The organism is Streptomyces sp. NPDC127068 (genome assembly GCF_042724695.1).
GTDB lineage: Bacteria > Actinomycetota > Actinomycetes > Streptomycetales > Streptomycetaceae > Streptomyces.
Genome location: NZ_JBHXEN010000016.1, coordinates 127,506 through 146,319, shown reverse-complemented (window position 1 = coordinate 146,319; position 18,814 = coordinate 127,506). Strand labels below are relative to the sequence as shown.

15 protein-coding genes and 2 pseudogenes are annotated in these 18,814 nt (G+C 68.4%); 9 read left to right on the top strand and 8 right to left on the bottom strand.

From position 1 onward, the window contains the following. Nucleotides 1-184, top strand: a 184-nt coding sequence (locus ACFWIA_RS12920; protein ID WP_387003240.1) for a transposase, incomplete at its 5' end; no start/stop codon positions are given. 234 nt (nt 185-418) lie between these two features. On the opposite strand, the gene ACFWIA_RS12915 is transcribed toward ACFWIA_RS12920, so the two are convergent. From ACFWIA_RS12915 to ACFWIA_RS12900, 4 genes are all read right to left on the bottom strand, one after another. Further along, nucleotides 419-1,402, bottom strand: a complete 984-nt coding sequence (locus tag ACFWIA_RS12915; RefSeq protein ID WP_387003237.1) for a 4-hydroxy-3-methylbut-2-enyl diphosphate reductase — start codon at nt 1,400-1,402, stop codon at nt 419-421. A 112-nt stretch (nt 1,403-1,514) separates the two neighbouring features. Next, on the bottom strand, nt 1,515-1,973 hold the full coding sequence (locus ACFWIA_RS12910) for a 1-deoxy-D-xylulose-5-phosphate synthase N-terminal domain-containing protein (protein WP_387003235.1): 459 nt from the start codon (nt 1,971-1,973) through the stop codon (nt 1,515-1,517). Nucleotides 1,974-2,421: 448 nt separating this feature from the next. Beyond that, a complete protein-coding gene (locus tag ACFWIA_RS12905; protein ID WP_387003233.1) occupies nt 2,422-3,309 on the bottom strand; it encodes an SAM-dependent methyltransferase in 888 nt (295 codons plus the stop codon). 47 nt (nt 3,310-3,356) lie between these two features. Beyond that, on the bottom strand, nt 3,357-4,385 hold the full coding sequence (locus ACFWIA_RS12900) for a polyprenyl synthetase family protein (protein ID WP_387003231.1): 1,029 nt from the start codon (nt 4,383-4,385) through the stop codon (nt 3,357-3,359). Between the two features lie 931 nt (nt 4,386-5,316). Between ACFWIA_RS12900 and ACFWIA_RS12895 the strand changes: the two genes are divergently transcribed. From ACFWIA_RS12895 to ACFWIA_RS12865, 7 genes and pseudogenes are all read left to right on the top strand, one after another. After that, nucleotides 5,317-5,907 carry a class I SAM-dependent methyltransferase gene (locus ACFWIA_RS12895; protein WP_387003228.1) on the top strand — a complete coding sequence of 197 codons (591 nt, stop codon included), beginning with the start codon at nt 5,317-5,319 and terminating at the stop codon, nt 5,905-5,907. Next, nucleotides 5,904-7,088, top strand: coding sequence for an FAD-dependent monooxygenase (locus ACFWIA_RS12890; protein WP_387003226.1), 1,185 nt, complete (start codon nt 5,904-5,906; stop codon nt 7,086-7,088). Before ACFWIA_RS12895 ends, ACFWIA_RS12890 begins: the two co-directional genes overlap by 4 nt. A gap of 59 nt (nt 7,089-7,147) precedes the next feature. After that, a complete protein-coding gene (locus ACFWIA_RS12885) occupies nt 7,148-7,996 on the top strand; it encodes a UbiA prenyltransferase family protein (protein ID WP_387003223.1) in 849 nt (282 codons plus the stop codon). 236 nt (nt 7,997-8,232) lie between these two features. Next, nucleotides 8,233-9,147: an aminoglycoside phosphotransferase family protein gene (locus tag ACFWIA_RS12880; protein WP_387003220.1), complete on the top strand. Its 915-nt coding sequence runs from the start codon at nt 8,233-8,235 to the stop codon at nt 9,145-9,147. After that, nucleotides 9,147-9,299: a hypothetical protein gene (locus ACFWIA_RS12875; RefSeq protein ID WP_387003217.1), complete on the top strand. Its 153-nt coding sequence runs from the start codon at nt 9,147-9,149 to the stop codon at nt 9,297-9,299. The genes ACFWIA_RS12880 and ACFWIA_RS12875 overlap by 1 nt, the downstream gene beginning before the upstream one ends. Before the next feature lie 600 nt (nt 9,300-9,899). Next, a pseudogene (locus ACFWIA_RS12870) lies at nt 9,900-10,754 on the top strand (SAM-dependent methyltransferase); the annotation flags it as partial. A gap of 16 nt (nt 10,755-10,770) precedes the next feature. After that, nucleotides 10,771-11,136, top strand: a complete 366-nt coding sequence (locus ACFWIA_RS12865) for a hypothetical protein (protein WP_387003250.1) — start codon at nt 10,771-10,773, stop codon at nt 11,134-11,136. Between the two features lie 529 nt (nt 11,137-11,665). Here the strand turns inward: ACFWIA_RS12865 and ACFWIA_RS12860 are convergent. Beyond that, a complete protein-coding gene (locus tag ACFWIA_RS12860; protein WP_387003214.1) occupies nt 11,666-12,433 on the bottom strand; it encodes an SDR family NAD(P)-dependent oxidoreductase in 768 nt (255 codons plus the stop codon). 1,588 nt (nt 12,434-14,021) lie between these two features. Between ACFWIA_RS12860 and ACFWIA_RS12855 the strand changes: the two genes are divergently transcribed. Further along, on the top strand, nt 14,022-15,758 hold the full coding sequence (locus ACFWIA_RS12855; protein ID WP_387003212.1) for a GMC oxidoreductase: 1,737 nt from the start codon (nt 14,022-14,024) through the stop codon (nt 15,756-15,758). Nucleotides 15,759-16,473: 715 nt separating this feature from the next. Here ACFWIA_RS12855 and ACFWIA_RS12850 read toward each other — a convergent pair. The 3 genes and pseudogenes from ACFWIA_RS12850 to ACFWIA_RS12840 all read right to left on the bottom strand — a co-directional run bounded on the left by ACFWIA_RS12850 (nt 16,474) and on the right by ACFWIA_RS12840 (nt 18,191). Next, nucleotides 16,474-16,635, bottom strand: a complete 162-nt coding sequence (locus ACFWIA_RS12850; RefSeq protein WP_387003210.1) for a hypothetical protein — start codon at nt 16,633-16,635, stop codon at nt 16,474-16,476. A 60-nt stretch (nt 16,636-16,695) separates the two neighbouring features. After that, a pseudogene (locus ACFWIA_RS12845) lies at nt 16,696-16,974 on the bottom strand (terpene synthase family protein); the annotation flags it as partial. A 434-nt stretch (nt 16,975-17,408) separates the two neighbouring features. Then, complete coding sequence (locus ACFWIA_RS12840) at nt 17,409-18,191, bottom strand: DUF4239 domain-containing protein (RefSeq protein WP_387003207.1); 783 nt, start codon at nt 18,189-18,191, stop codon at nt 17,409-17,411. Nucleotides 18,192-18,814 lie beyond the last annotated feature (623 nt).

Genomic DNA, 18,814 nt, shown 5'->3' with positions numbered 1-18,814 from the left:
CCGCGGCACCGAGCACGGCTCCGGCCTGGGCACCCAACGCTGGGCCGTGGAGCGTGCGTTCGCTCACCTGCACTGGTTCCGTCGCCTGCGGATCCACTGGGAGATACGCGACGACATCCACGAAGCCTTCCTCACCCTCGGATGCGCACTCATCTGCTGGCGACGCCTGAAGTCATTCCGATAGGAGTTCTTAGGGGATCTCGACGGGCACCCCCGTCGTGGTGACGCTCCAGGAGTTCAAGCACGCGTTGAAGCAGCGACGGGGAGTACACGTCTCCCCAGCCGACCGTCCGGAACTGCGACGTCGTGGGTGTGGACCATCCGCCGCACCACCACGTCCAGACTCCGCGACCGCACGATCTCCACCGACCCGACCGGCCCGGTCACCTGGCCCGCATCCGTGTACAGCCACCAGGGATCAGCGGGCCTCGTCCGCCCCGCCTGCGGCCTCGGCGCGCAGATCGCGGCGCAGTTCCTTCGGCAGCGAGAAGGTGATTGACTCCTCGGCCGCCTTGACCAGCTCCACATCCTGGAAGCCGCGCTGGGACAACCATTCCAGCACGCCCTCGACCAGGATGTCGGGGACGGAGGCGCCTGATGTCAGCCCGACCGTGCTGACGCCCTCCAGCCAGGCCTCCTCGATCTCTTCGGCGAAGTCGACCAGGCGGGCCCTCTGGGCGCCTGCGCCCAAAGCGACCTCGACTAGCCGGACCGAGTTGGAGGAGTTCTTGGAGCCAACGACGATCACCAGGTCCGCCTCGGAGCCCATCTGCTTCACCGCGATCTGGCGGTTCTGGGTGGCGTAGCAGATGTCGTCGCTTGGCGGCGAGATCAGCTGGGGGAACCTCTGCTTCAGCCGGTCCACCGTCTCCATCGCCTCGTCGACGGAAAGGGTGGTCTGGGAGAGCCAGACGACCTTGGACTCGTCGCGGACCTCGACCTTCGCCACGTCGTCGGGGCCGTCGACCAGGGTGATGTGGTCGGGGGCCTCGCCGGAGGTGCCGATGACCTCCTCGTGGCCCTCGTGGCCGATCAGGAGGATGTCGTAGTCCTCGTTGGCGAAGCGCACGGCCTCCTTGTGGACCTTGGTCACCAGGGGGCAGGTCGCGTCGATGGTAGCGAGCCGGCGCGCGGCGGCCTCCTTGTGGACGACCGGGGCCACACCGTGCGCGGAGAACATGACGATTGACCCTTCGGGAACCTCCGCCGTCTCCTTGACGAAGATCGCGCCTTTCCGCTCCAGCGTCTGCACCACGTACTTGTTGTGAACGATCTCGTGGCGGACGTAGATGGGCGAGCCGTACTGCTCCAGCGCCTTCTCCACGGCGATCACGGCGCGGTCCACTCCCGCGCAGTATCCGCGGGGGGCGGCGAGCAGGACGCGTTTGGTTGGGATGGTCATCGCAGGAACCTCCTGTCGTCACACGGATGATGATGTCTCCTCGCCCCTCTCGGTGAGGGGTAGTGCTTCCCGGTCGGTTCGTAGGACCGGCTGTTGTCGTTGAGAACCACGATCACCGGGCGGGTGGAGGCTCCGAAGCCCAGAGCGCTGTCACCGACGACCGCGACCACCTGCGCGACGGCGACCAGGTCAGCTCGGAGGTCTTCGCGAGGCCGTCGGCGCAACCCGGAGAGGTGGGCGCGTGCGAGTTCTCGCCCCAGTAGTCATGCGCGGAACTACTCCGGCTCGGATAGCCGGAGGGGCCACTGCGCGTCCGCAGCGCTGTGAAGCCGACACCTCGGTCGGTGAGCGCTGTATGGGCACAGCGCTGACGGCCGATGTCGAAGGGGAGAGTGTCATGGAGGGACTCGAAGACCCGGTGGAGGGCGATGGAGAGCTTGACGGTGCTCGTGCTCGCGCCGAGGTAGTCGCCCGTGGCGGCCACCTGGTCGACGAGGAACGCACGCATCCGTGCCGTGAGGTCACGCGGTTGCTCGGGGGCGAGCCGTCGCAGCAGCACTGGGTCGGTCACGGTGCCCCAGTTCGCCGGGCCGGCACTCTGACTCCGCCCCGCCTGCGATGCGGACCATCCGGACACGAGCGAACGTGCCGTGGCCAGGTGAGGCGGCGCGCTGCTGCCGGGCGCCGCTGGGCTGAGGGCGCCGACGTCGGCGCCCGGCATGTCGGGGGTGTGCATCAGGAATGTTCCTCCTCCGGGCCGGCCGGAAACGCTGGGCTGCCGCAGATCATCGGCGCGGGAACGTCCTCAACGGGGAAGGAAGCCGCGACCTGTGAACACGTCACAGCTCTCGTCCAGAGGGCATGACGATCGCCCGCGGACCGGGACACGGACTGAGTATCTGCTGGCCGCCCCGTCCCGTCAGTGCGGAAGGGGCCAGTCCCTGGGCAGCGTCTCAACAGTGGGGCCGAGAGCGGGATGCGTTCGGCTGATATGGCCCGCTTGAAACGTCGGGCTGCCCTCAGTCGTGGGAATCGCCCGGTGTGTGGACACGTTCCGCGGTGATGGTCAGGTAATTGAGAGTCTTGTCGCGGTGCGCCTGCAGGAACAGGGGTTCGACACCGGTGCGCAGGTGGCAGTGGGTGCGGAGTTCCCAGTACGGGATGGCGTCCTGCGTGAGGTCAATCACCCTGGAGGGTGCCAGACCGCTGGCGGCGAGTGCCCGGAAGTAGGTGCTGCGGTGGTGGATGCGGCAAACGTAGTGTTCGTTGATGCCTGCGATCCCCGAGGCGCTGAGGGGGACCGCGTCGTTGGCGCACCAGGTGGTCAGTACGTACCGGCCGCCTGGTTCCAGTACGCGTGCGAACTCCGCGAAGGCTTCGAAGAGGTCGACGTACATCGTCGTCTCGTTGCTGACGACGTACTGGAATGCAGCATCGGGGAAGGGTGTCGCCACCATGTTGGCGTAGTGGAATCGCACAGCCCCCGAGGCGCCTCGCTGTTGGGCGAGTTCACGGGCGAAAGCTACGTGATGTGTGCAGAAGTTGACTCCGTCGACGTCACAGCCGAAGGCGTCATGAATAGCGAAGGCGGTGCCTCCGCGGCCGGAGCCCGCGTCCAGCAGACGAGCGGTCGCGGAGACCGCGCCGAGACCGGTGAGGATGATGGAGACCTGGTCGTTCTCCATCCGATGCATTTCTTCCAGTACGCGTTGTTCGCGCTCCTCCGGCGGAGTCCTCAGGATACGTCGGTCGAACTCTCCGATGCCGAAGTGGTGATGGTAGAGGCTGTCCGTCTTGCCGAGCAGCAGGTTGATGGGGTCGTCCTGTTTCTCCTGCCAGTGCTGGTGCAGAAGCTCTTCGTAGTCATTGCGCACGACTGGCGGAGAGGCACTGCTGCGATGTTCCATGGCGTCCTTTCGGGAGTGGGGCCGAGGAAGGTCTGTCTTTTCGGGAGTCAGGGAGCACGGGTGACGATCAGACGAAACACACTTCCCAGTTCCTGCCTGGAGCGGGCCGGCATATCGATGCTTTCCAGGGAGTGCAGGGCGGCGGCGAGCTTCTCCCTGGCGATGTCCTCGGCGAACGAACGACCTCCTGCCGATTCGATGAGGTCGGCTAGGCGTTCCGGCTCCCAGGAGCGGTTGTCCATACGGTTCAAGAGCGAGGCGGCCTCCTCGCCGGCTGATGTGCCGGAGCGGACAGCGGCCAGGACGGGCAGGGTCAACCTCCCCTGCCGCAGATCACCGAAGGCGTGCTTCCCAGTGATCTCCGAGTCGCCCCAGATGTCCTCCACGTCGTTGGCGGCCTGCCAGGCCAGGCTGGCGGTCAGACACGCGGAACGGAGTCCGGCGATGAGGGCGTTGTCCCCTGAGCCGAGGGCGGCTCCGATTCCGGCGGCGGCGGCGAGTAGCGCACCAGACTTCGCTGCGCTCATCCGCAGATAGTCCTCCACTGTGGTGAGGTCGGTGGAAATGAGTTCATTAGAGCAACCGTTGCAGAGCTCGACGAAGCCGTGCAGAAGCATCCTCAAGGCCCGGTGGCCGGTATCGGTCTCGACGGCGGCCAGCGTTCGGATCGAGGCCGCCGACAGGGCGTCGCCCGCGAGGACAGCGGAATTGGTGCCGAAGGCGGCCCATACCGTGGGGCGGCCTCGGCGGAGCGCGTCCTGGTCGAACACGTCGTCGTGCAGCAACGCGAAGTTGTGCAGCAACTCGATCGCGACAGCCCCTGGTACGGCCGCGGTACGCGCAGGGGTTCCTCCGGCCGCCTCGGCGGCCAGTAGCGTGACCGTGGCCCGCAGCATCTTGCCGGGCTGCGCCCCGGACACCGGTTTCCCCTTCGCGTCGCACCAGCCGAAGTGGTAGGCGCAGATCCGCGCCAGGGCCGGATGGATGCCGTCGACTACCTCGTGCAGGGGAGGTTGGACGAGCGCCTGAGTCCGGGCCATGATCGTGCCCAGAGTTCGTGTCGTGGTTCGCGTCATCGAACCCCCGTCTTGATCGAAGAGTTCATCGTGTGGGGGACAGGGACAGGGACAGGGACAGGGACAGGGACCGTGAGCAGGCCCCAAGAAGGATGGTCACGGCCCGAGCGCCAGAGGCCGCATCACTTAGCCTTCGCCAAAGAGTTCCGCGGCAAGCAAGCGAGGTGCGGGACAGCGCCCACGTTCGCCACTGTCCCGCCATCCGACAGGCCGTGGGGAGAGTACGTGCACGGCGCATAGTTGCGGGAGGGCCGCGAACTCGCACGGTGGCGCACACCCCTCAGGTCCACGGCCATGGCGTACGCCGGTGAGAGCGGACCACTGCCCGATGCCCTGCCGCGCCGGGCAGGAGGGGAGGCCGAGAAGCGGGAGGTGGGCGCGCGCGGCGCCCTGCGGCCCGGAACAGTCAGGCTGGTTCCGTTGGAACTCCTTGTCCCGGCGAGCAGCGGCGGATGCCCACCACGCCCACGTGGACGTGGCTGGTGGCACCGACGTCGGGCAATCGTACATAAGGAGTGCGATTGCCCCGTGTGGGTGATTTGACGTTGCTTCGGTTCAGCGTTCCGTCGTCGACCGCCACACTGCTGGCAAGTAGCCCGCACTCGTGACTCGGCTTCGCCTGCTCCGGGCCCGACGTGCGGTGGGTTGCAGAAGTGCTGGAGCTGCACTCCGCGGGGGCGACGTCAGGAGCCCTCACGGTCCTCGTTCGACGAGTGAGGTGAAGCAGACCGACATGAGTGTGGACATGCCCCGAGGCGGTCCGGGTGCCTCTTGGTGGGACCGATTGTTCGAGACGGACCGGTCCGAGTACATCGATCGACCGGAATCCGAGGCGAAGTGCTTTCGGGTTCTGCGCGGTCTCGACCGTTTTCAATGGCTGACCCTGGGTTACAGGTCATACGCTCGTCAGGTCCTCGGCCTAGTGGGCGGTATGACGGAGCCGCGTGTGTTGGAGTTGGGCGCGGGGTACGGGCGGCTGGGCCAATACGTCCTCGATCGCCATCCCGGCGCCCGACTGACGGTGAGTGATGTGAATCCCGGGGTGGTCACCCGTCTGCGGGAGGGGCCGCTGGGCCATCATCCGCGGGCTCGGTGCGAAGTGCTGGACGCAACCTCGGTCGATGCACCGGACGGGGCCTACGACCTGGCTGTCCTGACCATGTCCCTGCACCATCTGGAGCCGGCCGGGGTGGCCGCACTGCTGCGGGAGGGGACTCGGGTGGCGCGGACGCTACTGATCGTGGACGGATGGCGGAACCCGGCCTACCTCGCTGTAGTGCCGATGTGGTGCCTGCTCGGGGGGCCGGCCCTCGTACACGACGGTGTCATCAGCCTGCGCAAGCTGTACGGCCCGGCAGCCGTACATGCCCTCGCCGCACGATGCGGGGCACCGATGCGGGTCCGCACTCGGTTCGTGCTGCCCGGGTACCTGGTCGCCACCGCCACCCGTGAATCCCCGCCCCCGGAGCCGGAACCGGGTATCACCGTGGAGACACACCCCCTGAACGGCCCCGACCGATGACCCGCGTGCCCTCCGCACCACCTGTCCCTCGCCGGGCCAGGCACTCGGCTCTCCCGGTCAACGTGGTCGGGACGCGGCGCGACATCGATCCCGTGGTCCACGGGTGTCCGACGGAGAGGTCGGGCAACGCTTGGACCCGTGCCGCACGAGGTGGGCCCATCGCTCCGGTGGACCCCGCTGGACACCGGCTTCACCGGGTGGCCGGCCCTACCCGGCGCCAGGGCCGTACTCCACGCGTGTCCGTCCTGGCAGGCTCGGACGCCCCCGGCCGCGCTGCGCGGGGTCTGGCGTCCCTCGCGTCCACCCGCCGCGACACGGGTGGGTGTCGAATGATTCGCACCGGGGGGCGGGTCCGCGTGCGGGCGGCCGTGGTCGGCGGTCGCCCCGCCGGATCGGCCCTCGCCGGTGCCCTTCCGCGGGCAGCAACAGAGGTCCGGTTGTTCGAACGGCACCCTCGCGAGGTGGTCGAGCGCTGGACCTGGGCCGGGTTGCCGGAACACCAGGCGGTCGCGCACCCGCGCGAGCAGGGTTTGGCAGCGAATCTCCTCGCCGAAGGCCGGACGCACGAATGGTGCGATCTCCCCTGCCAGGGTCGACAGATCCGCCTCGACCACGCCGCCCGCACCCACGGTGCGCATCACCGCGTGCGTCCACGGCGGAGGCTCGTACGCGATCGGCTAGCGGCCCCGCACCAGACGAGTGGTCCGCCGCACTTCGAGCGCCCCGTCCTCGGCCCGTGTTCCTCCGTCGACGATCGTCCACGGCTGTGGTGCGCGGGGCTCGACATCGATCGCGCCTTCATCGTCGGCTGTGACGGGGCCCGGGGCGTCATCGGTCAAGTGGTTCCGCCCACGGACTGCGGAGCCAGCACACGCCGATGCTCCGACGATCGGCTGACGCGGCTCGTGGAGACCGACCGGTCGGCGCCGGGTGCGCTGTACGCGGCGTACAAGGACGGTCCCGCCGGCCCGCTGCCGCGCACCCGTCACCTGGCCCGGCTCTACCTCCAGATCCCGGCAAGCGACGCACTCGTGCGAGGGCACCCTCGGCTCGTGGGCGAGCGGCTGCGAACCCGGCAGGCCGGGACCAGCCAGTATGCCCGTGTTTTCGCTCACCGGTACGTGCGGACTGGTCCGGCGCCATCCGTCCACGGGTCTCGCGCCCCGAGGGTCCTCCCATGAGCCGCGTACTCCAGCGGGCCAAAACCCTCTACGGCCTCTCCCGCGGGACACAAGCACTGATGAGTTTGGCTCAGCCCGGGGGCGGGATGCTGCTGGCAACCGGCTGCCCCGATCCCCGCAGGCTGGGATGGGCCGCCCTGGCCGGTGCGGCCGGTTTCCTCGCTGTCTTCGCGGCGAACGATCTTCTCGACGTACGACTGGATCGGCGGCGGGTCGTGCACCTCCACCCCCTGGAGGGCCCAGACCTCGACAGCACCGGCGGTCGGCACCCCATCGCCGAGGGACGGCTGCGGCTCGTCGCGGGCGTGCTGTGGGTGCTGGCGCTCGGTGCCTTCGCCCTGATCGTGTCGGCGGTGCTGAGCCGGGTGTGCGTGACGCTGTTCCTCTGCGCTGTGTTGCTCCAGGTCCTCTACTGTCGGCTGGCCACCGTCACCCCGTACAAGTTCCTCCTCAGCGGTGTACTCGTCGTCGTCGGCGCGTGGGCGGGGTGGTTCGCCTTCTCGGACGCCGTCGACCCCCTGCGGCTCGGGCTGTTCGGCCTCTGGATGTTCGCGTGGGAGATCGGCGGACGCAACATCCCCAACGACCTCTCGGACCTGGCGGAGGACACCCCGCTCGGCGTTCGGACCCTGCCCGTGGTTCTCGGGCCCCGGCGCAGTGCCCGGGTCGCTTTCGTCTTCCTGGTCATCGCGGCGGGAGCCGGCTGCGCGCTGGCGGTGGCCGCCTGGCCTTCCTTCGGCCTAGTCGGTCTACTGGGCATGGCCCTCAGTGCCCTGTTCACGCTCCTCGGTCCCGGCGCGCGCCTGCTGCGATCGCCGGAGCCGCAGGTTGCCCTCCGGACGTTCAACCGGGCCTCGTTCCATCCCGTCTGCGTGCTGGTCGCCTTCGGGTTCGCCGTAGCGGTGTGACCGCCTCCACGGCGGTCAGGGCGCCCATCGCCAGTACCGCCGACGCGACACCACCGAGGGCCGCGTCGGCAAGTCGAAGCAACACCGGGCCGACGCGACCAGGTACGGCGCACGCGACTGCGTCCTCCACGGCAGCCTGGACACCGCAGCCGTTTCCCGCTCCCGCCGTGGGTACCGTCGGTGTGACGAGCCGACCGGAGTGGATCGTCTACGCGGTCGAGAGAGGTGGTTGCACGGTGACGGGCGACGTCGGAGGGGTAGGGGCCGGGCTCACATCCAGAACCGCCCTGCGGATCCTGGAGTTGGCGTGCGACGCGACTGGGCTGGACAAGAGGTGCGCGGTCCTCATCCGCATGGGCGAGAACGCACTGTTCCGGCTGGCCAGCACTCCACTGGTCGTACGGATCGCGCGGTCCAAGGAGTACTTACCGAGGGTGCTTAACGAGGTCGCGGTCTCCCGGTGGCTTGCCGCTGAAGAGTTCCCGGCGGCCCGGGTCGTCGATGAGATCGATCAACCGGTGCTCGTCGCTGGACACCCGGTGACGTTCTGGCATTTGATCACCCAAGACGACAGGGAGGCGACCTACGGGGAACTGGGCCGCACGTTGAGATCCCTCCACGCGCTGAAGCCGCCGGCAAGGCTCCGACTGCCCGCGTTCGACGCCTTCGGCCGGACGGAACTGCGGATACAGCGCGCGCCGATCCAGGAGCGGGACCGGACGTTCCTGCGCCATCGGGTCAGCCAACTGCGGGAAGAACTCGCGGGAGTGCGCTTCGACTCCGTCCCGACACCGATTCACGGCGACGCTCATTCACAGAATCTCATGGTCGATTCGACCGGCCGTGTGGTCTTGATCGACTTCGAGAACGTCAGCTTCGACCATCCCGAGTGGGACCTGATGGTCACCGCGGTGGAGCATCACAGCCTCCGATGGCAGAGCCCGGCACAGTACGCGGAGTTCGTGGCCGCCTATGGCCGTGACCTCCGCCAGTGGCCGGGCTACGAGACGATGCGGCGGATCCAGGAGCTCCGGATGACGACCTGGCTCATGCAGAACATCATCGAGTCCGATGCGGTGGCAGACGAGTACCGACGGCGGATCGCCGCCCTGCGAGACGATCGGGCGATCAGGAACTGGCAGCCGGCCTGATGAGCCCTTCATGGGTTCCGCCGCTGTCGTGGGTGGACGCCCCGCTCGGCGACAGCGGCGAAGTGGTGGCCTGGGAGATCGGCGAGTTCGTGCCTCCTGAGGAACGGCCGTGGGAGTTCCGCCGCGTTCAGCTCGGGTACGTGGGCGGGTGATCGCTCAAGGGCCCATTCCGGAACCCCGACGTCGGCGCTCCCGCCGGGAGGGGCACCAGTGCGAAGGGCCGGGCGGGTCGGCTTCCCGGGGGAGGGACTGCTCCGCAGCCGGCAGCAGGCGCACGACGAGCGCCGGGAACCGTGTCATCGGACGAGAAGGAGTGATCTCTGCACAAGTGGGGGCGGGCCGACCTCGACCGAACAGAACGCGGCCGCGCTTAGAGTTCTTCCCGCACGAACCGGAGTGGACCTGGGAAACGAGGGGTACTAGGAATCCCAGAGAACGTGCTCCCCGCTATAGCGGGGATGGACCGGTCGAGGACCGCGCGCACCAAAAGCGTGTCCAGAGCTTCCCGCGAAAGCGGGGGTGAACCAGGCTACGGCGGGTGAAGAAGCGCATCGTCGGGTGCCTCCCGAAGTGTCTCCTCGGACCACCGGGCGTGCGAAGGCCCACCCGGCGCTGGCGCGCGCGACATGCGTCTGTGAACTGCGCCACGGTGCCCACTTACGTCGTGCGCCACCGCGCACTTGGCGGGTGCGTTGTGCGTCACGCGCCTCTTGCCGGAGGCGCTCACCGGTTCGCCCACGTTCCGAACACCGATGACGATGTCGGGGACCCGACCGGATTCCTGGCTGTCGCCGCAACGTTCCCTGAGCAGCCTTGGCATCGAGATCGCAGGCCGATCCGCCGTCACCCCAGCGCCCGGGCCGGACACGGACTCTCACCGCACGGTCCGTGTTCCTGGCGCGTTCGCCGACCGTACCCTTCCAGCCCGCCCGGTGACCCTGCGGAGTTCCGTCGAGTGTGGTGCTCGCCGATTCCGTCCGTGTACCCGAGCGTCGTGCCTGCCCCAGACAGTCGGAGCGACAGGAGCGCTCTCCTTCCGCATGGGCACCGCACCGTACCCCCAAGGAGTACCCCTCATGGAAGACACCCGATACCTGGCCGTCGTCCAAGACCGCGCCACGCGTTCGGCCAACTACCGCGACATGGTCCGCGACTACTACGCAATGGTCACGCCTTCGTACCTGCGCGGTTGGGGAGAGTCCTTCCACCTTCCGGCCTTCCGCGGTCTCACAGGTCCGGCGACGCTTGAGGACTTGAAAGTCGCCGTGCGCGCGAAGGAACGACGACTGGCGGAGACAGGTGAGTTGCGTGCGGGAATGCGCGTCCTCGACGTCGGATGCGGTGTAGGTGGTCCCGCCCTGACTATCGCGGCCCACACCGGTGCACACGTGGTGGGCCTGAACCTCAGCGCGGAGCACGTCGCGACGGCCAGATCGCGCGCCCACGAGCACGGCTTGGCCGACGCGGTGGAGTTCATCGAGGGCGACATGATGGACATGCCCCTGGACGACGACTCCGTGGACGCGGTGTACACCTTCGAGGCCGTGTGCCACGCGCCCGACAAGCGGACGGCGTACGGGGAAGTAGCCCGGGTCCTCAAGCCCGGAGGCGTGTTCATCGGGTATGACTGGTTTCTGCCGCGACGGCATCGACCCCATCCACTACGCGGAATACATCGAGCCGATGTGCAGGGCGTACGCGGTGCCCTACCTCATCTCCATGGCGGACCTCCGAGAGGATCTCGGAGCCGTCGGATTCGAGATCCTGAAGGTCGAGAACCAGGATCAACACGGCGACCTGGAACCGACCTGGGAGCTGTTCGACCGCAAGGCCAGGTCACGCCGCGAGAGGACCGCGGCAACGCTCGCCGACAAAGTACTCGTCGAATCGCATGAGGCTCTGGCGCGCGCCGGCCGCGCCGGACACTTCGTCCTCGGCTTCTGGCAAGCCCGATGCCCCGCCACACCCGCGACATGGACGGAACTCTGATCGCGGGGACTCCGGGCCGCGCGGCGCTGACCACCTGCCTGTCCGATCCCGTGACGTTCGAAGACGTCGCCCGCGCTGATCCGCGGGTCCTGGGGAGAACTCAGGAGGGTGGCAGGGGAGTCCACGGCTGAAGATCTCACATCGGCCCACCAGCGGTGTGCGAGGGTTCTGCGTGGATGCTTCGTCCCGGCTGCGGAGGCTCTGGCGGAACGGCTGGCCCCAGGCATGCAGCCCCCGCCGTCGCTTCGGACAACGCCTTCGGCCCGTCCCCCGTCATCCGCGCCCGCGCGTCCGGCCAGCGCACCAGTTCCTCCCGGACCTCAGTGAAGTCCCGCCAGCCCCCGGTCTCCTGGACCTCCCCGGCATGCGTACGGGCCGTACCGTCCTGCTCCCCGTACCGCAGCATGAGCGCGACGAGCCTGCTGCGCCCCTGTTCCAGGTCCCTGGCGAGGTCGGCTGCCCGGCTGCTGCGTGCGGCGTTGATGCTCCGGGGCTCCGCAAAGGACGCCTGGTCAGGGGGAAGGGCTGGTCACGGTCGATGGGCGGCGGAGTTCCGCTGTGGGTCGGGCAGTCGGAAGGCGGCGTCGGCTCTGATCACCGCCCCGTTGATCATCTGGTTGTTGAGGACGTGCACCACCAAGGAGGCGAACTCTTCTGGTCTACCGAGTCGCTGGGGGTGCGGCACATGGCCGATCAGGTGGCTGAGGGTATCGGCGGGGATCTCCTGGGCCATCGGAGTGTCATAGAGACCGGGCGCGATGGTGACGACCCGGATGCGTTGTGCGGCGAGGTCCCTGGCGAGGGGGAGGGTCATGCCGGTGACGGCTGCCTTGGCCGCGGCGTAGGCCGCTTGCCCGGTCTGGCCGTCGAGGGCCGCAGTGGACGCGGTGTGGACGATGACCCCCCGCTCCCCGTCTTCTGGACAGGGCTGGCCGGCGAGATGGGCTGCGACCAGCCTGGTCAGATTGAAGGCAGTGGCGGCGTTGCCGAGGAGGCATTCCTCGAAGAGGTCCTGGGGGTGGACCCGGCCATGGCTGAGCACGCGCATGGTCAGCGGGACGCCCACGCTGTTCACGCAGCCCCACAGAGGAGCCAGCTCGGCGGCCTGCTCCAGCGCCGACTCGACGTCGTCCGGGTTCCTGGCGTCGCCCGCGACGTGACGCACACCGGAGGGCAGGGTCGACAGAGCTGCGGCGGCCCGGTCGGCGTCCCGCGAGAGCAGAACGAGGTGATGACCGCCATCGGCCAGGAGCCGCGCCGTGGCCAGCCCCAGGCCCGATGTACCCCCGGCGATCATGATGCTACGAGGACGCCGGCTCATGGGAACTCTCGGCATGGTCCAGCACGGTACGGCCGCTTGCGGGGGTGGGACGGCCCTGTCGGGTCCCCGTGAGTCCAGTCGCGCCTCCGAGCGGCGGGTGCCTCCGTCTGGTGAGGCGGGAGGAGGATGGCGGCGCGGCCCTCGGTCCGCTGGGCGGACGTGCACTGGCGGGTGGTGAACTCCCGGTCGGCAATGTCGCGTTCCGGCCCAGGGACACCGAGTGCTTCGTTGTCCCAACCGGCCGTTGGTGTGGGTCTCATGGTCCGGCCTTTCCGCCCGCCGTCCCCGCGGGCGTGTGCGTGGTCGTCTCAGCTGGGCGGAGACGTGTGGTCCACATCGTTGACGTCCGCGTGTGAGCGGGTTCGGAGACGGGCGGGCCCGTCGACTCCCTGAGGGGACCGGAGTGTGCGGGCCCCTGGTGAGCGGCGCACCCTCGCCTCCACGACACCGGCCCCTGCCCGGGAGCGGGCGGAAGCGGTCCGGAGCGGGAGTCCTACGGGTACCTCTTCCGTGATTCCTCGTCGGAGCCCTCTGCGCGGACGAGGTGCGTCTCGTGCGGCCGGGCCCGCTGTTTCGTAGCCGCGCTGTCATCCTCACAGGCGGTGACCCGTTTCGCATCTCAGGAATCCAGCGGAGGGCGGCCGCGCCCCTGGTCAAGTGGAGCGACCACGAGAAGGACGAGCGTGGCAGTCCTCGCTCGTGGTCGACTCTTCGTCCTCCGATGAGGCTCTCCTGGTGCTCCCACGGCAGGGTTCGTTCGGTTGTCGACCCGACTGACGATCTTCGGTGCGTTCGTACCCGGACAACAACTCGCGGCGAACTCCCGTCAAGGTGTGGTCAGAGTCAACCGGCAAGGCCGCGTGCTGTGGAGAGACCGCTGGCCAGCGCCGCCGGACAGTCGAGGAGTCGTGGTCGAGGAAGCCTGCCATCCGCCGGGAAGGTGTTCCCGCAGGGGCCCGCCGCTCTCCACCACCGCCCGGGTTCACCCGATCGCGTGAAACGCCACAAGCTCTCGCTTTATGAGAGGAGTTCAGGGGCAGTAGTTCCTCACTCACAACTGGCCTTTGTGGCGCTGCACTTGGAGACATGCGAGAGGTTCGTCATGATACGCGGATAGGCAGTCCAATGGGCCTCGGTCAACTGCTCCCCGCGGGGCAAGGACGGCAGCGGGCTGCCGCACGGCGGTGCTGGCGGATCATCAAAGAGCTTTCAGTCACACGGGGATGACGCCTTCAGCCGCCTTCACGGGCTTCCAGCCCGGGTGCAGCCGCCTGAGCGGTTTGGCGGGGTGGTCACCGTGCTGGTCGATGCGATCGTCGCGCGCGGCGAACCCCACTGCGTCGGATTGGCCGAGCCCTTGGCCTCCACCACTCCGACTAGCGCTCGGCCAATCAGCAACTGAGCGGGCCCGAAACGCTGTTCGACTCTCTCGGTCCGGTCGTAGTGGACAGGTCCCGATCGATGAAGACGGCGAATCACCGGCAAGGGCTTCCACGATCCGGCCCGACGGCCAACAACGGTTCCTCGGGCGAGGGGCCTGACTCCTGGACCAAGAGGGAGACCAATGGTGAAGTCCTCGCGAGACTGGGACGAAGAGTTCGATGTCGTGGTGATCGGATCGGGGTTCGGCGGGGCGGTCAGCGCGCTCCGTCTCACAGAGAAGGGATACCGGGTCGTCGTCGTCGAGGCCGGACGCAGCTTCGATCCGCGCTCGATGCCACGGAACTCCTGGGATCTCCGCCGCTATCTCTGGGCTCCGGCACTGGGCCTGTACGGAATGCAGCGATTCCACTCCCTGGGCAAGGTCCTCGTGCTCGCCGGGGCCGGTGTCGGTGGTGGTTCCCTGGTGTACGCCAACGCCTTGTACCGGCCACCGGAAGAGTTCTACCGAAGCCCGCAATGGGCCCACATCACGGACTGGAAGACGGAACTGGCACCGTACTACGAGCAGGCGGAACGCATGCTGGGAGTACGTCCCCAGCGCACCATCACCTCGACTGACACCGCGGTGAGGTCCGCTGCCGACGGCATGGGAGCCGGGGGGACGTTCGCCTTCTCGCCGGTGGGTGTCTTCTTCGGCGACGGCGCGGACGCCAACCTCGCTGTGACGCGGCCTGGGGAACTCGTCGACGACCCTTACTTCGGCGGCGCGGGCCCGTCGCGGCGTGGTTGCCTCCAGTGCGGACAATGCATGACCGGCTGCCGTCACGGTGCGAAGAACACGCTCACCGAGAACTACCTGCACCTCGCGGTCGGGGCCGGTGCCGAGATCCGGCCGCTCACCACCGTGTCCGCTATCCGTCCGCTGTCGGACGGCCGGTATGTGGTCATCACCGGTCCCACCGCCGGGTTCCGACGGGGTACGCGGAAGCTGGCCGTCCGCCAGGTGGTCCTAGCCGCGGGTACCTACGGCACTCAGCGTCTGTTGCACTCCGCCCGGGACAAGGGACTGCTTCCCCATCTCTCCCCACGACTCGGCAGCCAGGTGCGGACGAACTCGGAGGCGGTGGTCGGCGCGCTGGCCCCCGCCGGGGACCGCACCGACCACACCCAGGGCGTCACCATCACGAGCGCGTTCCAGCCGACCGCCGACACCACCGTCCAGACGGTCCGGTACGGAGCGGGGTCCAGCCTGATGAGATTGCTGGCCGTGCCGCAGAGCCCGTCCGGGCGCCCCGGTCCAGCACGGAATCGCGTGGGCGCCCTTCTCGCGTGCCCCGTGCAGCTTCTGCGGTCCCTGCTGATCCGCCGCTGGCCACAGCGCACCGTGATCCTGCTGGTCATGCGGCGCGATGAGACATCACTCCAGGTGGGGCTGGCGCGCCGCCGCTGGTGGCGGCGACGGCTGACGTCCTGCCCTGGCCCCGGGCAGCCGCCGCCGACCTGGCTCCCCGAGGCGGCCGAAGCATCCCGTCATCTCGCCGACGCGCTCGATGGCGAGGCGTACCGGTTCGCCGGAGAGACGTCTGGTAGATCCCTCACCGCGCACCTGCTGGGCGGATGCCCCATCGGCGCAGACCGCGGGGAAGGCGTGGTCGACCCCTATCTGCGGGTGTTTGGCCATCCCGGCGTCCATGTCGTCGACGGCTCGGTCGTGAGCGCCAACCCTGGTGTGAATCCCGCCCTCACCATCACCGCCCAAGCGGAACGGGCCATGGCCCTGTGGCCGAACAAGGACGAGCCGGACCCGCGTCCCGCCCCGGGAGCGCCCTACCACATGGTCGCACCGGTCGTTCCCAGGGCACCCGCAGTGCCCCAGAGCGCTGCCGGCGCCCTGAGGTTCACGACGGACCGGAGATGAGCCGGCGACGGCCCTCGCCCCACGGACCGCCGAGCACTCCGCGGTCGCGTACCGTCCCGCACCGCGTACCTACGGCCGCGAGAGTTTCCTTTCGTGGCCGTCGGCTTCGTCGCCGGGCCCGGTACGACGTGGTGCGCCCCTCCAGGGGGACCACTCTGTCCTCGATGCCGAGACATGACACATGGCGCCATCGGAGTGTTCCCATGCGCAGCAGCACGACCTTCTGGGCATAAAACCAAGCGTGAACTGTGCAATCATCCGCTGCTCAGCAGATAACGGCTACGCCGCCAAGCAAGGGGGCGTCTACGCCCGGGGCGTTTCCCCCGAGACGGCGGGATCCCGCACCAGCTGTGCCTCCATCAGGTGAGAATTCCGCCCCACACCCGCGGCGAGCCCCACATTCTGAACGCCGCAGGTCGATAGAGCACCCATCTCCCTCCGCGGTCGCAAGACGCGACGTGGCTCTGGGACGACGACGGAAGTGCGGCGGGGCGGGGAAGGAAGAACCGGCCGATGGCTGGTGGGGCCGTTGGCGTGGACCGCCGGATGCCCGAGAGCCGACATGGACTGTTTCATGACTTGCGCCGACCCTGAAAAGGCCCCCTCACGATAGGGCGACGGAAGTCCGCAGTTCGTCCGTCGTGCGGTACCACGTGCATCAGGTCGCCGGGGTGGGTGAGCTGAGGTAGCGAGCGGAGCGCAGGGCCCGGGTGAGTCAGGTGGCGGGGAAGTTGAGGATGACACAGCCGGTACGGCTGATGTCACGGATGGGGGCGGGCGACAAGTCGAGGCGGTCGACGATGCGGGCGGTGACCTGGTGTGCGGCGACGGCACCGGTCAGGCCGAGTCGGTGGCGAGTGGCCAGGAGGGAGTTCACGGTGAACCGGTTCGCCGACTCCTGGGGTAGGACGGGATGTCATTGCACCAGTCCGCGGCATCACCGATGTGACGGATCAGGGCCTGCCAGAGCGCGCTGGTTGCGAAGACAGGCGACAGTTCGATGTCTAGGACCGCCTCGGGCAGGTCGTCGAGACACATTCCGCTGGACTGGCAGGGGCGGGAGGGTTCCGGTGTGGTGAAGATGCTGCTCGCGCAGGCACCCGTTGCGCTGGTCCCGCAGGTGGCGTCGGAAGCGCCCGCGCCAGTGGGGGCTCATGCGGCGATTGGTCTGCCGCCACAGGTCGGTCAGTGTGGCCTCGATCGCGTCCACCGCAGGTTCGCGGTCGCACCGCTCGCTTCCGTGGTGGCGTTGTCGGGGGCGTCAATGCGGACCAGCCGTCCGGTCGAAGAGGGCGTTGAGCGTCCCGGGTTCCGGTGCTCGCAAGGGTTGAGGGGACAGGAGTTCAGCGAACCGAAGTTCACCTCTTCGCCCGATCGACCGCAGGGTCGGTTCGGAGCGTCATCCGCCGGAGGGCGTGATGACGGGAACGGCTCGCGGACGACGGTTCGCGGCTGTCGAGGACACGGCCGCGACGGGTGCACTCCGACGGCGAGTGTCCTTGGCGGATCCACGTGTCCGATGGCGGGTGGCCGTGCGCGCGGAGGCGTCCGGCTGGTTGCCTCGGCCAGGGCGCCCCGCTCATGACGGGCAGTCGTGGGCAACCGCGGACACCCATCGACCCGACCAGCATGGAGGCCCTGGTGTCTTCGTCAGAGAGCTCCGGGGAAGAGTTGCCGGAACGGCTCCGCCGAACCGGATCCCGACCGTCCGAACGGTGCGTCGAAATCCCACACCAGATAGAGCAGGAAAGTGATCAGCGCACTGAGAAGGCACGCGAACAGAAGTTCCCGGTAACTTCGCCCGATCCGCATGGCGAAGATGAAGCCGACCGTGGTTACCGCACCGACGAGCAGTCCGAACCAGACCACTGAGGGAAGGGTCGCACCCGCGTTCTGCTCCCGAGCGGTCCGCAACTCGTCGACAAGTGCTACCTGGTCAAGTACGGGCTGGTACGCCTGGGCTTCTAGGTCGTTCGTCGGGTCACGTTGGGCGAGCCGGGCCCGCAAACCGTTCAGCAGTTCTCTGCCGCGCTCGGGGAACTCCTGTCCGTCGATCATTCGGGGCCACTCCTCGTGGACCACGTGCGCGACGTAGCGATCGATGTCCGCGCGGATCCGTTCCCGGGACGCTAGGGGCAGCACCTCGACGCGCCGGCCGATCTCATACAGCGCCTGCGCCTCACGTCGAACATCGTCCTGAGAGCTGCTGCGGGCCTCCCAGACGCCGGCGATGGCCAGCCCGAGGACGATGGCGTACACGACCGCCACCATCATCGTCATGTACTCCAGGACGTCAGGGATTTCCGTATGATGCTCCTCGCCGCTGCCCTGGGCCACTCGGGCGGCGCGTCTGCGATGGCTGAGGAGCGTGACGGTGAGGACCACGGCACACGCGGCACTCATCGTGATGACCAGTTGTAGCCATTCGGACATGGGTCCTCCATAAGGCGAAGAGGGGTGTCCACCTCGGGCTGCGGAGTGGTGAGGCCGCGGCGCGCGGTGGGACTCGGACTGGTGCGACGGACGGCACCGGTGGCGGCCCGACCCGCGTCGGCGCGGTGTGGGCGGTGGTGGACCGAGCGGGACCGAGGAGGTCGGTTCCGGAGGCGTCGACGTGGGGTCCGGAGCAGGGCGCGCCACGGAGGCGGAGGCCGGACCAGAGGATGAGGGCACGGACCGTGCTGACAGTTGCCGTCCGCACCGGCGTTCTTGCGGGCCGTCATGCCGCATCGCCATGCTGTCGGTCGTGTCTGGTGCGCGCACGTTCGGAGTCACGGCGATCCCCCTCATGCTCAGTCGCTCACATCAAGCCATATCCGCGCGATGAGGTTGGCGTGGTGCTTTCGGTTGTGCTGTCACTCGTGCAGGCAAATCGGATGTGCGTACCGGCTGTGGTCCGTGTGGGTGCGCTCACGAAACGCTCACGTGTGGCATCTGGCGGAAGGCGCTGCACAGGGCGCGTAGGACGGCCTCACCAGACACGGACCGCCGCACCACACCGACCGGCGGTGTCCGGACAGACCCTGGGTCGGTCTGTCGGCTCACGCCGGCGCACC